Consider the following 17,071-nt stretch of genomic DNA (forward strand, 5'->3'; position numbering starts at 1 on the left):
GCCTCGGTGCGACCGTCCGCACCAGGCGAATCGGAGTACCCGGCATGACTGTCCGCAGCGAGCGGGACGAGCACGTCGTCACGATCACCATCGACAGGGAACCCAAGCTCAACGCCCTCGACTACCCGACCATCGACGCGCTCCTCACCGAACTGGACCGCGTCGACGCCGACGACCGCGTCCGGGCCGTCGTGCTGACCGGCGCCGGACGCAGGGCGTTCAGCGCCGGCGCGGACATCCCGTCCCTGGCGGGCAGCATCGCGGGCGGGCCCGAGCGCGCGCTGCGGGAGTTCGTCCGCCGGGGGCACACGCTCACCCGGCGCATCGAGGAGTTCCCCAAGCCGGTGATCGTCGCGGTCAACGGCCTTGCGCACGGGGGTGGTTGCGAGATCACCGAGGCCGCGCCGCTCGCGGTCGCCGCCGAGCACGCGACCTTCGCGAAGCCCGAGATCTCCCTCGGGTTCCCGCCGCCCTTCGGGGGTTCCCAGCGGCTGCCGCGCCACGTCGGCCGCAAGCGCGGCCTGGAGATGATCCTGACGGGCGATCCGATCCCGGCCGCCCGCGCCGCCGAGATCGGCCTCGTCAACTCCGTCGTGCCCGCCGGTGAACTCCTCGACGCCGCACGGGACCTGGCCTCCCGCATCACCCGGCACGCGCCGACGGCCGTGGCGGCCTGCCTGCGGGCGGTCACCCGGGGCATCAACCTGCCGATCGACGAGGGACTCGCCGTCGAGGCGGCCTGCTTCGCCGCCACCGTGCCCACGGAGGGCGTACGGACGGGACTGCGGCGCTTCCTGGACCGCTAGGTCCCGTCAGCGCACGCCCTCCCACAGCAGCCGTTCCCGTGCACGAGGGTCGTCGACCGGTGCGGGCTCCCCCGTGAAGGTCATCGTCGTACGGCTCGTCCTGTCGTACTCCTTCCAGCCGGGGCTGCCCGTCTTCGCGAAGGAGACCCACGCTCCGTGCACGGCGTCCGCGAGGGCCTGCGGCGGGTCGGCGCCGAGCAGCGGTCCGTACGACGGGTCGTCGAGGCGGTCGAAGACGAAGGGCAGTTCGAGCGCGTGGCAGGCGCCGAGGTCTCCGTCGAACTGCGGGGAGCGCCAGGCGAATTCGTAGAGGTACGAGCCCGGGACGGACTCGGCGAGGCGGATGGCGGGGATCCGGTAGAACCAGTCGGTGGCGACCGCGTCGAGGAGTTCGCCCGGCGTGGCGTCCGGGCGGGCGGCCCGGTAGACGGCGAGTGCCTCGTCCGGGTCGAGGCCGTAGGCCGCGGTCATGGCGCGGAGCGAGGACTCGGGGAAGACGTGGAGGCGGCGCGTCGGCACCAGGAACAGGCGGTACTCCTCGCGGTTGCTGCCGATCAGGAGGTCGACGCCGCAGTCCGGGCCCGGGAGGGCGAGGCCCGGGAGGACCGGTTCGAAGGGCATCATGTTGAGCACGGCCTCGCCCCATCGCGCCGGGTCCGGGTCGGCGCCCACCTCCGCACGCAACTCGGCCTGTGCCGGGAGGAGTTCCGGGAGGGGAACGGCCTCGAAGGCTTCGGGGGTCGGTTCGATCCCCAGTTTCTCCGCCAGGCGGGCCGCGATCAGCCGGGCCGACGCCGGGCGGAGGAAGTGGTGGCAGGCTCCGCTCTGCAGGATCGCCCGGTGGAACAGGCCGCGGGCCGCTTCGCCGGTCAGCAGGGCGCCGATGCCCATGGCGCCCGCCGACTCGCCGAAGACGGTGACCCGATCGGGGTCGCCGCCGAAGGAGGCGATGTTGTCCCGGACCCAGCGGAGCGCGGCGATCTGGTCGAGCAGGCCCCGGTTGTCGGGGCGGCCCGGGAGGTGCAGGAAACCGTCCGCTCCCAGGCGGTAGTTGAGCGTGACGCAGACGACGCCGTCCCGGGCGAAGGCGGCCCCGTCGTAGCCGGATGCCGAGCCCGAGCCGTTGCTGAAGGCCCCGCCGTGCAGCCACACCATCACGGGCAGGCCGGCGCCCGGCTCGGGGGCCGGGGTCCAGATGCCGAGGTTCAGGCAGTCCTCCCCCGGGATCGCGTTCTCCGGGATGAGGGCGTCGAAGGGCGGGGCGTAGGGGGCGTGCGGTGCCGTCGGCCCGTGGGCCGTGGCGTCGCGCACGCCCGTCCAGGGCTCGGGCGGGGCGGGCTCCCGGAACCGCCGCGCGCCGAAGGGCGGTACGGCGTACGGGATGCCGAGGAACGAGCTCACTCCGTCGGGGGAGGTCCGGCCGCGGACCTCCCCCTGCCGGGTACGGCACACCGTCATGCCGACAGGACCTCCAGGAGCGCCTTGCCGAACTCCTCGGGGCGTTCGAGGTGGACGGCGTGCCCGGCGTCGGGCACGGCGACCTCCCGCACCGTGCCGCCGGCCGCCGCGTAGCGGTCGAGGACGTGGCGGGTCTGCGCCAGCATCGGCTGCGCCGGGGTGCCGTCCCAGCCGGGCACGGCGCCGATCGCGCCCAGGTGCGCGAGGTCGAACATCGAGGTGTCCGAGACGATGACGTCGTCCTCGCCCCGGATCCAGAGGACCGGCGGCTTGGGGTCGATCAGGTGCAGGTCGTCGACGCGGAAGTGGGTCGGGGCCATGCAGTTGAGGACGCCGCGGGTGCCGGGCGCGATGCCGGGCCAGGCGGTCGACGTCGTGCTGTCGCCCGGGTAGTGGTCGTCGCCGAGGCTCGTGGCGAGCATGGACTCGACGTAGGCGTCCTCGTGCTCGGTGTGGAACGGCGGCTTGACGTAGCAGGTCGTCAGGACGGTGCGCGGTGAGGTCGGGGAGTCCTGGCCGCGGTCGCCCTCGGCGAGCAGCCGGACGAAGTCCGGGTTGGCCGTGCCGCCGCCGGAGCCCGCCCCGTCGGCGGAGTTGAGGGTGCCGTCCACGCCGTGGGTGCCGCCGAAGCCGTACGGGGAGACGGGGCTGACCAGGGTCAGGGAGCGCACCGCGGCCGGGTGGTCGCGCAGGTACTGCATGACGACGCCGCCGCCCATGGACCAGCCGACCAGGTGGGCCCGTTCGATGCCGAGGGCCGCGAGCAGCTCGTGGAGGTCGTCGGCGTAGTCCCGCAGGCCGCGCGTGGCGTCGACGGGCAGCGGGTCGGTGCCGCCGAAGCCGCGCAGGTCGACGGCGAGGGGGCGGTAGGGGGCGGGGATCGCGGTCAGGGTGGTGTGCCAGAACGCGGAGGAGGAGACGTTGCCGTGGACGAGGACGACGGGTTCCCCCTCGGTCCTGGCCTCGGTGATCTGCTGGGTGAGCCGGCCGGTGGCGACGCGGCGGGTGTGGAGCGTGGTCATGTGCGGGGGTCCTGTCCTCTGGTCCGTCAGGAGAGCCAGGTCGCGACCTGGGCGGCGGCCGTGCCGTTCCAGCCCAGTTCCAGGTGGTTGGCGGTCGCGATGGTGGCCGTGCCGCCGACGGTGGGGATGCCGGTGGTGTCGAGCGCGCTGGAGATGAAGACGACTCCGTCGCTGGGGCCGCGGTTCTCGTTGAAGATGCCGAGGACGTCAGCGGATCCGCCGGCGAGCAGGTAGGTGGTGACGGAGGCGGGGACACCGGCGCTGTGCAGCGGGCCGATGAGCGATCCGGCGTCGATGGCGGCCTGGATGCCGGCGCCCGCGGTGTAGAAGCCCTGGCCGCCGTAGTACGTCGTGTACCAGTCCTGGGCGGCGCCGTCGACTCCGTACACGCCGTCCCAGCGGGCGAGCATCTGGCGCTGGCCGGGGTAGTTGTCCTGGCCGCCGGCCGGGGTCATGGAGAACTCGGGGTGTGCGGTGTAGAGGCCGTAGCAGGTCATGTGGGAGTGCGGGGAGGGTGCGTTGATCTTGCCGCCGCACTCCGGCCAGATGGAGAAGTCGTGGGCCCAGCCGTGGGCGTACGGGTAGTCGTAGCCGCCGTTGGGGCCGCCGAGGGTGACGAGGCGGCGGACGTCGCCGGCGTACGGGCGCCCCCAGGCGGGCTTCAGGGAGGAGACGTACGCGCGGGTCGACATCTGGCCCTTGCTCCAGCCGACGAGGTCGACCTTGTCGACGCCGAGCTTCGCCTTGATGACGGCGATCGCGTCGCCGACGATCTGCGCCTGCATGAGGTTGTCGCCCTGCTTGTGCGCGAAACCGACGGCGAAGACGCGGTGGCCGCGCCCGGCGAGGTACTGCATGAGTCCGGTGGACGGGCAGGACGCGGCGCCGCAGCCGTAGCCGCCCGATTCGCCGGGGTTGGCCCAGGCGCGGTCCGCGGTGTCGTTCGCCCCGTGCACGAGGAGGACGGGCGTGGTGCGGCTGCCGGTGTTCCAGCCGGGGGCCGAGTACAGCAGGAACCGGGCGGAGGAGGGCCGGGAGACGCCGCCGAAGTACGTGACGCGCTTGCCGTCCTGGTCACCGCGGCCGTCCGCCGGGTAGCCCTCGGTGCGGAATCCGCTGGTCGTGTCGAGGTAGCGCTCGACCTTCTCCCAGCCGTTGGTGACGGTGCCGGCTCCGTAGCCCGCCTCCAGGGTGAGGTACGGGGGCGGCGTGGCGGCGGTCGCGGGCGGCGCCGTCAGGGCGGCCGCGAGGACCCCCACCACCGCGAGGACCCGGGCTGCGCGCCGTCGCCACGGGCTCCCCGGACTCCGTCTGTCGTCGGCCATGCTCCGGCCTCCCCCACTCGTGCGCCCTCGGCGCGTCCTCCCGGTGCCCGTCCTGGCACCGGGAGCTGCACACGTTAGGCGGGCGGGAGGTCAGCGGGGCATGTGGTCACGCCACACAAAGCGAGAGGTGCTCATGAGGGATCCCTATACGGTGTCGGGTCGGGCCTCGTCGTCGGACGTGGACGCGGACGCCGGGCCGCCGTCCCGTGCGGGGCCCTCCTTCGCCGCGCGCGCCGCGTGTGCCGCCAGGATGCCGTCGAGCAGCGCGTCGAGGCCGTCCGTGAGCTCCTGGTAGCCGCCCTTCTCGGCCATGGCGGGCGCGGTCTCCCGCAGCCGGGGGAGCTCGCGGGCCGGCATCAGGTGCAGGCCCAGGCGGAAGGCGGGATCGGGCTCGTCGGGGTTCTCGACCATGGCCCGCAGGTCGCTGAAGATGTAGCCGAGCACCCATCCGGTGACCGCCCGGTAGGCGGTGACCACGCCCTGTTCGTCGAGCCCGGCGCGGTCGAGGAGGGTCAGGACGCGCTCGTGGGCCTGGAGGACGGCGAGGGGGCGGCGGGCCAGCGGGACGGCGAGCAGCCGGGTGGCGAGCAGGGGCACGACGTGCGGGTGGGCGAGGGCGATCCGGTACAGGGCGCAGGCGCCGCGGAGCAGCTCGGCACGCCATTCGGGCAGGTCGGCGGCCTGGCCGAGGGGGGCGGGCTCCTCGCGGGCGAGGTCCTCGTACAGCTCGGTGTAGAGCTGCTCGACGAGACCGTCCAGGAGCGCGTCCTTGCTGGGGGCGTAGCGGTACAGGGCCATCGCCTCGACGTCGAGCTCGGCGGCGACCCGTCGCATGCTCAGGGCGGACAGGCCCTCGTGGTCCACCAGGTCGAGGGCGGCGGCGAGCACCCGTTCGCGGCTCAGCCGGCGCCGGCCCCGGCGGCGCTCCGTGGCGTGGCCGATGTCCACCTTCCTGCGGTCCGGCTGGGTACTGCTGGCCATGGCGCGCCTCCGGGCTCGTCGTCGCACCTGCGACTGCTCCCGACTATATCCGAATGACCCCTAACCCATACGTTTACCGTGTAAGTGGACATTCATTGACAGGCAGGACACCTCGGAGCAATATGTATGTTTAAAACGTAGACGTACGGCGACAGCACAGCTGCCCGGTCCCCGCTGGAGGCCGCTGACATGGATGGCAACCGCATCCCCCGCACCGAGTGCTCCGAGCTCAACGGCCCGCACACGCTCGTCCGGCCCCGTCTGACCCTCGTCGTCCCGACGCGCAACGAGCGTGAATCCGTACCGCTGCTGCTGCGCGCCCTGGAACCGGCCTTCGACGGTCTGCCCGCCGAGATCCTGTTCGTCGACGACAGCGACGACGACACGCCGGAGACGGCCGCACGGCACGCGCGGGACTGCAGGATGCCGGTCCGCATGCTCCACCGGGAGAAGGACGCCCGGGAGGGCGGCCTCGCGGGAGCCGTCCTCGCGGGCGCGCGCCACGCCCGGGGCGAATGGGCCCTGGTCATGGACGCCGACCTCCAGCACCCCCCGGAGGCGGCCGCCGCGCTCGCCCGCACCGCCCTGGGCCACGGCGTCGACATCGTCGTCGGCACTCGCTACGCGGGATCCGGTTCGACGGGTGACGGGCTCGACGGGCCGATCCGCCGGCTCGTCTCCCGCGGCAGCACCCTCGTCACCAAGGCGGTCTTCCCGCACCGGCTCGCGGGCGTCAGCGACCCCATGAGCGGGCTCTTCGCCTTCCGCACCGCCGCGATCGACCTGGACCGGCTCAGCCCCCTCGGCTTCAAGGTCCTCCTCGAACTGCTCGTGAGACACCCCGGCGCCCGCGTGGCCGAGGTCTCCTACCGCTTCGCACCCCGCGCGGCCGGCACCTCCAAGGCCTCGCTGCGCGAAGGGCTGCGGTTCCTGAGGCATCTGGCACGGCTGCGCCGGCCCGGCGCCACGGGGCGCACCGAGTCAGGCCGCCACGCCGGACCGGGCCGCCCCGGCATGAGCGCCACCGCCCGGTTCCTGGCCTTCGGGCTCATCGGCGTCAGCGGCATCGCCGTCAACACCGCGGCACTGTGGTTCTTCCACACCGTCGCCGGCGTCCAGCACCTCGTCAGCGCCACGCTCGCCACCCAGGTGTCGTCCCTCTGGAACTTCGCCCTCCTGGAGACGCTCGTCTACCACGGCGGCCGGGGCGGCGGCCGACGCGCGGTCCTCATGCGCGGCCTCGCCTTCCTCGCGCTGAACAACCTGCTGCTGCTCGGCCGGCTGCCCTTCCTGGAGTGGCTGCTCCACACCGGCATGGGTCTGCTCACCGCCAACGTCGTCAGCCTCGTCGCCCTCTTCGTGGCCCGGTTCCTCTTCAGCGACCTGGTCATCTACCGGGGTCCCCGTGACCACGGAGCCCGCCGCGACCCCGTGCGCGTGCTCGTCGCCCCCGGCTCCGTCCCTCCCGGAACCCCGAAGCCCGCCGCCACCGCGCAGGCCACCGCTCAAGCCGCCTCGCAGGCCACCGCCCCCGCCCCCGAGCCCAAGTCCTCCGCCGGCCACCCCAAGCGCCCCCGGTACCTCACCTACCGGTACGACATCGCCGGCACCGTCACCATCGGCTCCCAGATCCGCCTGCCCGAGCTGGAGTTCTTCCGCGCCCAGTGGGTGCCGCCGGACTCCTGCGACATCACCGTCCGGGTCGGCGACGTCGGCCGCCGGTTCCCCCGCCACCGCGCGGTCATGACCGAGATCCCCGGCCGCGGCGCACCGCAGCCCACCACCGTGCAGTACGAGGAGCAGCTCGGCCGCCTCGGCGCCAACTTCCGCGTCGACATCGGCGACCCCATCGCCGTCCTCGTCAGCCCCTTCCTGGCCCGCTCCCCGCACGTCGTCTACACCAACGTCCTGGAGGCGCTGCTCCGCTTCGTGCTCGTCGCCCGCGGCCGGATGCTCCTGCACTCCGCCTGCGTCGAGCTGGGCGGCACCGGCGTGATGCTCTCCGCGCTGACCGACACCGGGAAGACGTCCACCGTCCTGCGGCTGCTCAGCGAGCACGAGGGACGCTTCCTGTCCGACGACATGACCGTCGTCGACGCCCACGGCAACGCCCTGTGCTTCCCGAAGCCGCTCACCATCAGCGCGCACACCCTGCACGCCGTGCGCTCCGACGACCTGACCCCGCACGAATGGCACCGGCTGCAGCGGCAGAGCCGCCTGCACTCCAAGGAAGGCCGTTCCTTCGCCTTCACCCTTGCCCGCCACAACCTGCCCATCATGAGCGTCAACGCCGTCACGCAGATCCTCGTGCCCCCGCCGAAGTACGCCGTCGACCGGCTCGTGTCCTGCCGGCTGAGCAGCGCCGTCAAGGTGACCGAGCTGTTCGTCATCGAGCGCGGCGCGCCCCGGCTGAGCGACCTCGGCCACGAGGACACCGTCAGCCGGCTGCTCGTCAACACCGAGGACGCGTACGGCTTCCCGCCCTTCCGGTACTTCGCCCCCGCCATCACCGTCGCCGGGCTCGACCACGCCCAGCTGCGCAGCCGCGAGCGGGAGGTCCTGACCGGCTTCCTCTCCGGCGTGCGTTCCCGTGTCCTGGCCTCCGACCGCTTCGGCTGGGCCGACGAGATACCCCGGCTGCTCGCCGCGGACCGGCCGCCGACCAACGGCCGCCCGGTTCCCGCGGCCGACGGGCACCCGTGGCCGCACTGGGAACCGGAGGCACCGGAGGGCGCGCCGCCCCTGCCGATGCGCTCCGGCGCCCTGCCCCCGTACACCACCCTCCGGTCCGACTCCGGCGCGTCCCGTGAGAACGACGCCGGCGGGAAGACGCCATGATCCGCCCCGTGCCCTCCCCCTCGGACACCGACACCGGCTCGCGGCTCGCCGGCGGCAGTCCGCCGACGACGGCCGGGGCCCCGGCCCGCCGGGCCCCCCGTGACGACCGCCGGCGCCGCGCCGCCCACTGGGCCGTGCGCAGCGCCCTGCCGCTCACGGCCATCCTCGCCCTGGCCACGTTCCTGCGGTTCTGGCAGCTCACCGAGACCGGCTTCAACAGCGACGAGGCCGTCTACACCGGCACCGCCGCCTCCCTCGCCGGCGACCCGGCCATGCAGGCGGTCTTCCCCGTCTTCCGCGCCCACCCCGTGCTGTTCACCGGCTTCCTGTCGCTGTTCCTGCGCGGCGGCACCGACGACTTCACCGCGCGCGCCGTCGCCGCCGCCATCGGCGTCGTGACCGTCGCCGTCACGTACCTCCTCGCCCGGAGGCTGTACGGCCGCGCGGCGGGGCTCGCCGCGGCGCTGCTGCTCGCCGTCATGCCGTACCACGTGGTGGTGACCCGTCAGGTGCTGCTCGACGGGCTGATGACGCTGTGCGCCACGGTCGCGCTGTACTGCGTCGTCCGGTACGTGCAGAGCGGCCTCGACGGACTGGCCTGGCTGCTCGCCGCCGCGGGGGCGCTGGGCGCCGCGACGCTCTCCAAGGAGACGGCGCTGGTCCTGGTCTGCGGCCTGTACGTCTTCTTCGTGCTCTGCCGCTCGGTGCGGATGCGGCTGCGGCACGCGCTGCTCGCCACGGGCGTCCTCGCCCTCGTCGTCGCCGCCTTCCCGCTCGCGGTGTCACTGGCCGGGCACCGCACCACGGGACAGAACTACCTGCAGTGGCAGCTGTTCCGGCGCGCCAACCACTCGATGGGCTTCTACGCGGCCACCGTGCCGCAGGCCGTCGGCTGGGTCACGCTCGCGGCCGCCGTGGCCGGCCTCGTCGTGCTGCGGCGGCGCAACGGCTGGCGCGAGGGTCTGCTGCTGTGCTGGATCGCGGCGCCCGTGCTGTTCTTCACCCTGTGGCCCGTGAAGGGGTTCCCGTACCTGCTGGCGATCACTCCGCCGCTCGCGGTGCTGGCGGGCCGCTCGCTGAGCGCCCTCGCCGAACTCCGGCCGCGGCCCGGCCGGCTGCGGTGGGGCGGGAAGCTGCGGCCCCGCACCCTGGCCGCCGCCGGCGCCGTCGTCGTCGCCCTCGCCGTCGCGGCCTCCCTCGCCGTCTCCTCGGCGGACCGCGTCACCACCGCCCCGAACGGCAGGTTCCTCGCCGGTTCCGGCGGTCTGCCGGGCGGCCGCGAGGCCGGCCGGTGGGTGCGCGAGCACGTGCCCTCCGGGGCACAGCTGCTCGCCGCCGGCCCCTCGACCGCCAACGTGCTCCAGTTCTACGGGGGCAAGCCCGTCTCGGCGCTCTCGGTGAGCGTCAACCGGCTCCACCGCAACCCCTCGTACACGCCGGTGCCCAACCCCGACCGTGCGCTGCGGGACGGCGAGTTCCAGTACCTCGTCTGGGACTCGTACACCTCCCACCGCGCCCCCTTCTACGGCGAGAAGATCCGGCAGCTGGTGGAGAAGTACCACGGCACCGCCGTCTACACCTCCGCCCTCAAGGTCCCCGCGTCGTCCACCGACCCGACGCCCACTCCGGTCTTCGTCATCTACCAGGTGCGTGTGTCATGAAGTCGCCGACCGTCCGTCTGCTGGCAGCGCTGGCCGGCGCGGCGCTGCTGCTCGGCCCCACCTCGGCAGCGGCCGCCACCGACCCCGACCCGGCCGCCGGCGCCGGCACCGCCGCCGAGCAACACCGCGCGACCACTCCGATCCAGCACTTCGTCTACCTGATGCAGGGCCCCCGCACCTTCGACAACTACTTCGGCACGTACCCCGGTGCCGACGGGATCCCCGCCGGCACCTGCCAGCCGCGCGTCGCCGGCGGTCCCGCCTCCGACTGCGTGAAGCCGTACGCCCTGCACGACCGGGCGCCCGCGCCGCTCTCCCCGAGCCGGAGCATCATCGCCGCGCAGATCAACGGCGGGCGCATGGACGGCTTCGTCTCCGCGTACACCACGCAGGGCCGGGACGGCACGCCCGCGATGGGCCACTACGACGCCCGGGACCTGCCGTTCTCCTGGGCCGCCGCCCAGCGCTACGTGCTCTTCGACCGGTTCTTCTCGTCCGTCCCGTACGGCACCGCCGCCGAACGCTCCTACTGGGTCTCGGGGTCCGCCCCCGCCACCGCGGCCGACGGCCCCACCATCTTCGACCGGCTCGAGGAGGCGGGCGTCAGCTGGAAGTTCTACGTCGAGGACTACCGGCCCACCGAGAACTTCCGGGCGCCCGGCGCCACCCAGCACGTGCGCGTCCCGCTGCTCGGGCACGCCCGCTTCGTCGACGACCCCGCCCTCGCCTCGCACATCGTGGACCTGGACCAGTACTACCGCGACCTCGACAACGGCACCCTGCCGTCGGTGGCCTACATCGCGGGCACCGGCTCCTCCGAGACCTCCGCGCGGTCCGTCGCGCCCGGCCAGAAGCTCATCCGCTCGCTGGCCACCCAGCTCGCCCTCAGCCGGTACTGGGACAGCTCGGCCCTGCTGTGGAGCTACGACGGCTCCGGCGGCTGGTACGACCACGTGGCCCCGCCGGCCGCCGCCGACGGCCCGCGCGGTCTGCGCGTACCGGCCGTCCTGGTCAGCCCCTACGCGCCGGCCGGGCGCGTCGACCACCAGGTGCTCGACTCGTCGTCGGCGCTGCGGTTCATCGAGGACAACTGGAACCTGCGGTCGCTCGGCGGGCGCGACGCCTCCGCCACCGGTCTGGCCTCCGCCTTCGACTTCTCCACCGCTCCGCGGTCGCCCGAAGTCCTCGCCGTCCCCACCGCGCGGCCCGCCGTGCGGCCGGTGAACGCGACGCCCGTGTACGGGATCTACGGCGGGGCGCTCGGCGCGGCCGCGCTGATCGTCGCCGGCACCGCCGTGCTCGCCGCCCGCAGGCGCTCCGCCGCGACGACGGCCGCCACGGGACCCGCCGAGCCGGCCGCCACGCCGGAGGAGCCGTCCAGGACGCCGGAAGGGAGCACGCCGTGAACCGCCGTAGCGCCCGCCGGCACCTCGTCTCCCTCCTCGCCCTGCTCGCCGCTCTGCTGCTCGCCGCCGCCGGGCCCGCCGTGCACGGCCACGCCACCGCCGGGACCACCCGCCCGCAGGCCGGCGCCCCGCCCGTGACCGTCACCTTCCGTACCGTCCCGGCCGTTCCCGGGGTCCGGCTGGAGTTCGCCGGCACCACCCTCGTCACGGGCACGGACGGCACCGCCTCGTACACCGGTGCCCACACCGCGGCCCCCCAGTCGCTGCGGCTGCTCGACACCTCCGTCGACACCCCGGACGCCCGCTACCGCTTCACCCGCTGGGCCGGCCAGCGCGACCCCGACCAGACGTTCCGCACCCGGGTCGACGGGCTGCCGCTGCGCGCCGACTACACCGTCACGGCCGGGTTCACCGCCCAGTACCCCGTGACGGTCTCGTTCGCCGACCAGCACGGCGCGCCCCTGGACCCGTCCCTGGTCTCCTCGGTGAAGGTCAGGGGCTCCGACGCCCGCACCTCCGACCTGTCCGCCACCGGCACCACGTGGCTGAACGGCATCGTGCCCGTCTTCCGCGACAGCCGCCTGACGCCCGTCCCGGTCGACTACACCCTGCGGAGCCTCGTCTACGACGGCGCCGAGATCGCCGACGCCGGGCGGCAGAGCTTCCGGCCCGGACCCGACCGGCACCTGACGCTCACCGGCACCTTCCACGACCTGACCGTCACCGCCCACGACGCGCTGTTCGGCTACGCCACCGGCCAGAAGGCCACCGTCACCGGCCCCGGCGGGAAGACCTACACCGCGTCGCTCGGGCCGGACCACACCGCCGTCCTGACCCACCTGCCGCGCGGCCCGTACACCGTCGACGTCGACGCCTCCGGTGGGGCCACCAGCCCGCGCACGATCCAGCTGTCCCAGAACGTCACCGCCGACGTGACGGTGATCGGCCTGGCCGACATGCTCGTCCTCGGCGGCGCCGCCCTGCTGCTCGTCGGACTGCCGATCGCGATCCGGATGGGTCTCCGACGCCGGGCCCGCCGCACCGCCGCGGACCCGGTGCCCGACACCGGGACCACGGAAGAGAACGTGCCACCGCGGCGACCGGAGCCGTCCGGGAGCCCGCCCGGGGCGGCGGCCGGATGAGGCTGTTCTGGGCGGTCCTCGCCGCGCTCGCGCTCTGCCTGCCGGGCGCGGCCGCCCCCGGCCCCCCGCCCGCCGCCCCCGCGGGCGACCCGTCCGATCCGCCGCTCCTCGCGTACTACTACCAGTGGTTCAGCCCCGGTTCCTGGCAGCGGGCCAAGACCGACCTTCCGCTCGCGGGCCCGTACTCCAGCGACGACCCGCAGGTGATCGACCGCCAGATCGCCGAGGCCCAGTCCGCGGGGATCGACGGGTTCGTCGTCGGGTGGAAGCAGGGCACCGTGAACGACCGGCGGCTGCGCAAGCTCGTCGACGCCGCCGAGGCCAGGCACTTCAAGCTCGCCATGATCTACCAGAGCCTGGACTTCTACCGCCGCCCGCTGCCCGTCGCGCAGGTCGCCGCCGACTTCCGGTACTTCCGCGACCACTTCGCCGACAGCCCGGCGATGCTGCGCGTCGGCGGCCGCCCGCTGACCGTCTGGAGCGGCACCTGGCAGTACTCCCACGACGACGTCGCCCGCGTCACCTCCGCCGTCCGCGGCGACCTGAAGGTCCTGGCCAGCGAGAAGAACGTCGACGGCTACCGCCGGATCGCCGACGTCACCGACGGCGACGCCTACTACTGGTCCTCCGCCGACCCGGAGGCCACCCCCGGCTACGCCGCCAAACTCGTGGACATGGGCCGGGCGGTGCACGCCGACCACAAGATCTGGCTGGCCCCCTGCGCGCCCGGCTTCGACGCGCGGCTCGTCGGGGGCACCAAGCCCGTCCCGCGCCGGGACGGTGCGACCCTGACCGCCGAGTACGACGCGGCGCTCCGCTCCGCGCCGGACGCGATCGGCCTGATCAGCTGGAACGAGTTCTCCGAGAACACCTACGTCGAGCCCTCCCGCGCCTACGGGGACCGCTACCTCCAGGTGCTGCGCGACCTGCGGGGCGTCCGGGCGACCGCCGTGTCCCGGACCGACCCCGGCGGGTCGGGGGACGTCCCCCACCGGTCCGCCCCCGGGGCCGACCCCTCGCGCGCCTACTGGGCGTTCGCCGGTCTGGCCGCGCCCATGCTGCTGATCACCCCGCTCGCGGTGCGCCGGCTGCGCGCCGCGCGGAGGAGCGGGCCCGCCCCCGCCGAGGGGCGGGAGACGGGCCCTTGAGGAGCGGTCAGCAGGTCACCGGAGTGGTCGTCCCGGCGGTGTTCCCGGCCAGATCGCGCGCCCTGACCTCGTAGCTGTACGAGGCCGGGCACACGGCCGTCTTGTCGCTGAAGGTGAGCACCTCCTTCGGGACCGTCGCCATGTACGTCCCGTTGCGGTAGACGTCGTACGTCGCGAGCTGCCGGTCGTCGGTGGACGCGCCCCACGTCAGCTTCATGGTGGTGGAGGCGGGGCGGGTCACCGTCAGCGGGGACGGAGCCGACGGCGCGGTGCCGTCGGCGGTGAAGTCGTAGGTCTGGGCGTCGAACTGGTTGCCGAGGGAGTCCGTCGGCGTGACCGTCAGCGTCGAGCCGTTGACCGAGACCAGCAGGAAGTGGTGGACGTTGGCGTCTGCCGCGGGGATCGGCACCGAGGTGGGGCAGCGCTTGCCGACGTTGGAGCTGTACGACCAGCCGAGGGCGTACGCGTCCGTCGGGTCGCAGCCGTGGCCGCCGACCGAACTGAGCTTGGCGCCGCCGCCGCCGGTCACGTAGCTCGGCACGCCGCCGGGCGGGGCGACGTTGCGCTGGTAGATGTGCGAGTGGCCGTTGAAGACCAGGTTCACGCCGTTGTCGTGGAGCAGCTGCTCCAGGGTGTCGGTGCTGCCCGGGTTGTTCTTCAGGTACTCGTCGTCCGGCTCGGTCGGGTCGTCGGAGCGCAGCGGGAAGTGGAACGCGGCCACCTTGACGCCGCCCGGGTGCGCGGCCAGGTCCTGCTGGAGCCACTGGTACTCGGCCGAGGTGGTCGTCCAGTGGGCGGCGGCGTCCACCTGGTAGATGGCGCAGTGGTCGGTGCCCTCGCAGTTGTTGCCGTCGGCGGTGCCGGTGTTGCTGTCGCTCCAGGACGCGTCGAGCATGTAGAACCGCACGCCGCCGCTGGTGAAGGCGTAGTACGTCGTCGGGTAGGTCGCCGGGTCGCTGCCGAAGAACGACGGATAGCTGACCTGGGAGTAGACGCCGTTGGAGGCCGCGGTCACGGCGCTCTCCGGCCAGGTCGGGAGGAGGGTGGTGTTGCGGCCGTGGTTGCCGTTGACGGCGAACATCGGGATCTTCTGTCCGGGAGCCGCGTAGTACTCCGGCGCGAAGACCCCGCTGATGTTGACGCCGGACTGCTGGAGGTCGCCGTAGTTGGTCTGGCTGCCGCTGGGGTACGCCACGTCGCCGGTGGACAGCGTGAAGCGGGCGCCGCTGGCGGCCAGCCGGGACAGCACGTTGGCCTGGTCCTGGTTGACCGCACCGCTGTTGACGCCGTTGCTGGTGGTGTCGCCCCAGTCGCCGAGCACGGCGAACGTGAAGGGCGTGGTCGAGCCGTCCGGCACCATCGTGCTGAACTCGGGCGAGGGGTTGGTGCCGAGCAGGTCGATGGGCGTGGCGTCGCCGGTGTAGACCCGGTAGCAGTACGGGGTGTCGGGGCTGAGGTTCGGCACGGTCACCGAGTTGGTGTACCGGGTGAGGCCGTTGACGGTGATGGTGGTGCCGAGCACGGTGGACGTGACCGAGTTGGCCGTGCAGTTGCCGAGCGGACCGTACTTCACGGTCTGCCGGCTGCGGGTGGTGGTCGCCCACGTCACGCGGACGGAGGTGGGCGTCAGGTCCGTCAGATAAGGGGCCCGGGTGAGGACCGGCGAGGCGCCGGGCAGGTCGGCATGGGCGGCTGTGGGCACGCCGAGGGCCGCCGACAGTGCGCCGAGCGCCACGGCGGCGCCGGCGAGATGGAGGCCGCGGCGTCTTCCGCCGGATGCGAGCACAGGCATGTCACGGGTCCTTTCAGCCTCCGCTGCGGCCGGTCGAGTGCGTCGGCCAGGAGACGGGGGGACGGAGGCACCCTCGGGAACGTAGGCGCGGCCGGGGGCCGGGACGGTCCGGCGCGGCCGGACCGCGCCCTCCCGGCCGCCGCATTCACTCGATCGGGGGCCCGTGGCGTCGGCCGGTCGGGCGACAAGGCGTGTCCTTCGGTCTCGCCCCGCGCCCGGTACGGGAAGAAGGGGACACACCCATGCGCTCCCGCACCCGTGCCGGGGGTCGCCCGATCGCCGCCCCCTTGGAGGCCCCCCGTGCCGGCACGCGACTCTCACGAAGCCACCCGACGCCGGTCCGCCGGTCGGCTGCGCGTGGTCCTGGCCGCCGCTGCCGTCGTCGCTTCGACGGCCGTCGCGCCCGTGACGCCCGCGGCGGCGACGCCGCCGCACGACGACGGGCCGGCGGCCGACCGCGCCTACGTGGCCAACGCGACCGCCAGGACCCTGTCGTTCCTCGACACCGACGACCGGACGGTCACGCACACGGTGAGCGTGCCGTCCGGTGCGGTCGACGTGGCCGTCTCCCGGCAGCGGCACCGCGCCTATGTGACCGGTGGCAGCGGCTCGCACACCGTCAGCGTCATCGACACCGTGCGGGCCAGGGTGGTCCGTACGATCCGGGTCGGCGACCGGCCCGAGGGGGTCGCGGTCAGCCGCGACGGCCGGCGCGCCTACGTCACCAACGCGGACTCCGGCACCGTCTCGGTCATCGACACCCACCGGGACCGGGTCGTGCGCACGCTGCGGGTCGGCGCCTTCCCCAAGGGCGTGGCGGTCTCCCCGGACGGGCGCCGCGTCTACGTCGCCAACCTGCTGTCCGGCAGCGTGTCGGTGATCGACGCCTTCCCCGGCCGGGTCGCGGCGACCGTGCCGCTGGGCACCCCCGCCACCCCTTATGGCACGCGTACCGCCGCCTACGACGTGGCCGTCAGCCCGGACGGCACCCTGGCGTACGTGGCCACGGGCAACGGCACCGACTACGTGTCCGTCCTCGACACCCGCGCGGCCACCGTCCTCGACGCCGTGCCGGTCGAGGAGGGCGCGGAGTCGCTGGCCGTGGCGCCCGACGGCACGTCGGTGTACGTGACCTCCGGCTTCGGCAACGACCGGGTGTCGGTCATCGACACCGAGGCCGGCGAGGTGGCGCGCACCTTCCGCGTTCCCGGCGGCTCGGAGGGTCTCGCGCTCGGCTACGAGGGACAGCAGCTGTACGTCGCCACGGGGCTCGGCTCGCAGTCCACGGTGTTCGTCGACACCGAGACCGACCGGGTCATGGGCTCGGCGACGGTCGGCGCGGGACCGATGAGCGTGGCCGCCGAGGCGGAGCCGGAGCCGGTGGCCCCGCGGGCCGGCACCAGGCACCGCGTCCACTGGAAGACGGCGGGGAAGGAGACCGGCACGCGCTGACGGGACGCGCCGGGGCCGCAGGCGGCTTCAGACCCGTGCG

12 protein-coding genes are annotated in these 17,071 nt (G+C 73.8%); 7 read left to right on the forward strand and 5 right to left on the reverse strand.

The window, feature by feature from the left end:
- Positions 1–44 precede the first annotated feature (44 nt).
- Positions 45–806: an enoyl-CoA hydratase-related protein gene (locus tag GGE06_RS12615; protein WP_184930862.1), complete on the forward strand. Its 762-nt coding sequence runs from the start codon at positions 45–47 to the stop codon at positions 804–806.
- A gap of 6 nt (positions 807–812) precedes the next feature.
- Here the strand turns inward: GGE06_RS12615 and GGE06_RS12620 are convergent, their stop codons facing one another.
- From GGE06_RS12620 to GGE06_RS12635, 4 genes are all read right to left on the reverse strand, one after another.
- The gene (locus tag GGE06_RS12620; protein WP_116162602.1) at positions 813–2,264 is read right to left on the reverse strand and encodes a carboxylesterase/lipase family protein; all 1,452 of its coding nucleotides are present in this window, start codon (positions 2,262–2,264) and stop codon (positions 813–815) included.
- Entirely contained in the window at positions 2,261–3,286 is a 1,026-nt protein-coding gene (locus GGE06_RS12625) for an alpha/beta fold hydrolase (protein ID WP_116162600.1), read from the reverse strand. Before GGE06_RS12625 ends, GGE06_RS12620 begins: the two co-directional genes overlap by 4 nt.
- Positions 3,287–3,312: 26 nt before the next feature.
- Entirely contained in the window at positions 3,313–4,611 is a 1,299-nt protein-coding gene (locus GGE06_RS12630) for an esterase/lipase family protein (protein WP_184930863.1), read from the reverse strand.
- 144 nt (positions 4,612–4,755) lie between these two features.
- Complete coding sequence (locus GGE06_RS12635) at positions 4,756–5,592, reverse strand: TetR/AcrR family transcriptional regulator (protein WP_184930864.1); 837 nt, start codon at positions 5,590–5,592, stop codon at positions 4,756–4,758.
- A 189-nt stretch (positions 5,593–5,781) separates the two neighbouring features.
- Here GGE06_RS12635 and GGE06_RS12640 point away from each other — a divergent pair, with 189 nt between their 5' ends.
- Genes GGE06_RS12640 through GGE06_RS12660 form a run of 5 tightly spaced genes read left to right on the forward strand, consistent with a single transcriptional unit; the run spans position 5,782 to position 13,787 of the window.
- Positions 5,782–8,430 (forward strand): glycosyltransferase, encoded by a 2,649-nt coding sequence (locus tag GGE06_RS12640; RefSeq protein WP_184930865.1) that lies wholly within the window; start codon positions 5,782–5,784, stop codon positions 8,428–8,430.
- Between the two features lie 8 nt (positions 8,431–8,438).
- Complete coding sequence (locus GGE06_RS12645; protein WP_184930866.1) at positions 8,439–10,091, forward strand: ArnT family glycosyltransferase; 1,653 nt, start codon at positions 8,439–8,441, stop codon at positions 10,089–10,091.
- Positions 10,088–11,497, forward strand: coding sequence for an alkaline phosphatase family protein (locus GGE06_RS12650; protein WP_184930867.1), 1,410 nt, complete (start codon positions 10,088–10,090; stop codon positions 11,495–11,497). The genes GGE06_RS12645 and GGE06_RS12650 overlap by 4 nt, the downstream gene beginning before the upstream one ends.
- Positions 11,494–12,639, forward strand: a complete 1,146-nt coding sequence (locus GGE06_RS12655; RefSeq protein WP_116162588.1) for a hypothetical protein — start codon at positions 11,494–11,496, stop codon at positions 12,637–12,639. Before GGE06_RS12650 ends, GGE06_RS12655 begins: the two co-directional genes overlap by 4 nt.
- Positions 12,636–13,787, forward strand: coding sequence for an endo-1,3-alpha-glucanase family glycosylhydrolase (locus GGE06_RS12660; RefSeq protein ID WP_184930868.1), 1,152 nt, complete (start codon positions 12,636–12,638; stop codon positions 13,785–13,787). The genes GGE06_RS12655 and GGE06_RS12660 overlap by 4 nt, the downstream gene beginning before the upstream one ends.
- Positions 13,788–13,794: 7 nt before the next feature.
- Here the strand turns inward: GGE06_RS12660 and GGE06_RS12665 are convergent, their stop codons facing one another.
- On the reverse strand, positions 13,795–15,579 hold the full coding sequence (locus tag GGE06_RS12665) for a purple acid phosphatase family protein (RefSeq protein ID WP_184930869.1): 1,785 nt from the start codon (positions 15,577–15,579) through the stop codon (positions 13,795–13,797).
- Between the two features lie 300 nt (positions 15,580–15,879).
- On the opposite strand from GGE06_RS12665, the gene GGE06_RS12670 reads away from it, so the two are divergent.
- Complete coding sequence (locus GGE06_RS12670) at positions 15,880–17,031, forward strand: cytochrome D1 domain-containing protein (protein ID WP_184930870.1); 1,152 nt, start codon at positions 15,880–15,882, stop codon at positions 17,029–17,031.
- Positions 17,032–17,071: the final 40 nt, after the last annotated feature.

The sequence above is a fragment of the Streptomyces nymphaeiformis genome (assembly GCF_014203895.1).
Classification (GTDB): Bacteria; Actinomycetota; Actinomycetes; order Streptomycetales; family Streptomycetaceae; genus Streptomyces; species Streptomyces nymphaeiformis.

Excerpts from the sequence above, each read along its gene's own strand:
- GGE06_RS12625 (WP_116162600.1), bottom strand. The coding sequence starts at position 3,286 with ATGACCACGCTCCACACCCGCCGCGTCGCCACCGGCCGGCTCACCCAG.
- GGE06_RS12635 (WP_184930864.1), bottom strand. The coding sequence starts at position 5,592 with ATGGCCAGCAGTACCCAGCCGGACCGCAGGAAGGTGGACATCGGCCAC.
- GGE06_RS12630 (WP_184930863.1), bottom strand. The coding sequence starts at position 4,611 with ATGGCCGACGACAGACGGAGTCCGGGGAGCCCGTGGCGACGGCGCGCA.
- GGE06_RS12620 (WP_116162602.1), bottom strand. The coding sequence starts at position 2,264 with ATGACGGTGTGCCGTACCCGGCAGGGGGAGGTCCGCGGCCGGACCTCC.
- GGE06_RS12650 (WP_184930867.1), top strand. The coding sequence starts at position 10,088 with ATGAAGTCGCCGACCGTCCGTCTGCTGGCAGCGCTGGCCGGCGCGGCG.
- GGE06_RS12665 (WP_184930869.1), bottom strand. The coding sequence starts at position 15,579 with ATGCCTGTGCTCGCATCCGGCGGAAGACGCCGCGGCCTCCATCTCGCC.
- GGE06_RS12615 (WP_184930862.1), top strand. The coding sequence starts at position 45 with ATGACTGTCCGCAGCGAGCGGGACGAGCACGTCGTCACGATCACCATC.
- GGE06_RS12660 (WP_184930868.1), top strand. The coding sequence starts at position 12,636 with ATGAGGCTGTTCTGGGCGGTCCTCGCCGCGCTCGCGCTCTGCCTGCCG.
- GGE06_RS12640 (WP_184930865.1), top strand. The coding sequence starts at position 5,782 with ATGGATGGCAACCGCATCCCCCGCACCGAGTGCTCCGAGCTCAACGGC.